The organism is uncultured Mailhella sp. (genome assembly GCF_905187505.1).
Taxonomy (GTDB): Bacteria; Desulfobacterota; Desulfovibrionia; order Desulfovibrionales; family Desulfovibrionaceae; genus Mailhella.
The window spans coordinates 1-1,596 of record NZ_CAJJIC010000211.1 but is presented as its reverse complement, the minus strand read 5'-3'; the positions used below and the strand labels follow the sequence as shown (position 1 = coordinate 1,596).

1 protein-coding gene and 1 pseudogene are annotated in these 1,596 nt (G+C 61.2%); both read left to right on the top strand.

Going from position 1 to position 1,596, the window contains the following annotated elements; translation table 11 throughout:
• Positions 1–18: 18 nt before the first annotated feature.
• Positions 19–897, top strand: a pseudogene (locus QZZ60_RS11400) (GDSL-type esterase/lipase family protein); the annotation flags it as partial.
• A 75-nt stretch (positions 898–972) separates the two neighbouring features.
• On the top strand, positions 973–1,362 hold the full coding sequence (locus QZZ60_RS11395; protein WP_295641495.1) for a cupin domain-containing protein: 390 nt from the start codon (positions 973–975) through the stop codon (positions 1,360–1,362).
• Positions 1,363–1,596 lie beyond the last annotated feature (234 nt).

The following is a 1,596-nucleotide window of genomic DNA, read 5'->3' as shown; positions in this document are numbered from 1 at the left end:
GGGTTCGTCCTTCGCATCATGCGACCTTCCCCCTGCATGCCGAAAGCACGCCTTTTCGTCCCATGCCGCATCACCCTGCGCCAAGAAGATCAGGCAAGTTTTCGGCAGAAAAGGCTCTTCAAAAATGCGCGCGGACCTTCTACTCCTGATGATAGGAAAAACATTGTCCAGAAAACAGGAGCTGCCATGAAAAGAACATCCTTCGTCACCGCCGTGTGCTGCCTTCTCGTGTTCGGCCTTGCCGCCCTTGCCGGAGCGGCCGAGGGCAAAAAACGCATCATGGTCTTCGGGGACTCCAACACCTTCGGGTATGTAGAAGACGCGCAGGGGGTGGTGAGCCGCCTGCCCACAGACACGGCCTGGCCCGGCAGAATGGCGACCCTGCTCGGAAACGACTACGACGTGATCGTGGAAGGCCTTTCCGGGCGCACCACGCGCATCGACAGTCCGGAAAAATCCGGTACCGGCATCATTCCCGGCGCAGGCATGAACGGCGCCGACTACCTGCCCGCCGCCCTTTCCTCCCATATGCCTCTCGACATGGTCATCATCATGCTGGGCACCAACGACCTGAGAAAAGACCGCAGCCAGAGCGCCGAGGACATCGCAAAGAGCGTGACGGAACTGGTATCCATAGTCCGTAAGGGCGAATGGCAGCAGCGCACGAAGTTCGCCGCGCCCGAGGTGCTGGTCGTCTGCCCGCCCAGACTGAATCTCGTCAAGAGCCCCTACGCATCCTTCTTTGAAGGCTCCCTCGCCAAGAGCGAGGCCCTGCCCGGCCTGCTCCGTCCCATGGTGGAAAAAGCGGGAGCCCTCTTCTTCGATGCTGCCTCCGTGGTTCCCTTTGCACAGGGCGCAGACGAGATTCATCTTACTCCGGCCAACCACGCCGTCCTGGCCGAAGCCGTGACCCGCGAAGTCAAAAAAGCCTTCAACGACACCAGAACCGACGCCGAAACCGAAACTTCGGGCATCTTTGCCCGCGGCGGCGCCAACACGGCCTATGCCAAATACTTTGTGGGCAACAGCTACCTGAACATGCTCTCCACCGAAGGCGTGACCATCGGCAACGTCACCTTCGAGCCCGGATGCCGCAACAACTGGCACACCCATCACACTGAAAAAGGCGGCGGACAGATTCTGCTCTGCACCGCTGGACGCGGATGGTATCAGGAATGGGGCAAGGAGCCCCGCGAGCTGCGCCCCGGCGACGTGGTCAACATTCCCGCCGGCGTCAAGCACTGGCACGGTGCGGCCAGGGACAGCTGGTTTGTGCATATCGCCGTGGAAGTGCCGGGAGAAAACGCCCGCAACGAATGGCAGGAACCTGTAAGCGACGCCGAGTACGACAAGCTTCCCTGAACCGTATCCGCCATGCTCCCGAAAACAGTGCCGGGCATGATCCGAACGCCCCTGATGTCGGGCCCCGGAGACGAAAGACTCATGCCCGTCTCTTCAGCCGAAGGCCGGTCCGGGCTCTTTTCTGAAAAGAAGCTCCGGTCATAGCCGCAACCATTCTTCTCCCGTGCTGCCCCATTGTCATGCCGGAGGCGGAGCGCAAGGCTCCGCCTCCGGCATGCTGCGTGTTTGCCCGCC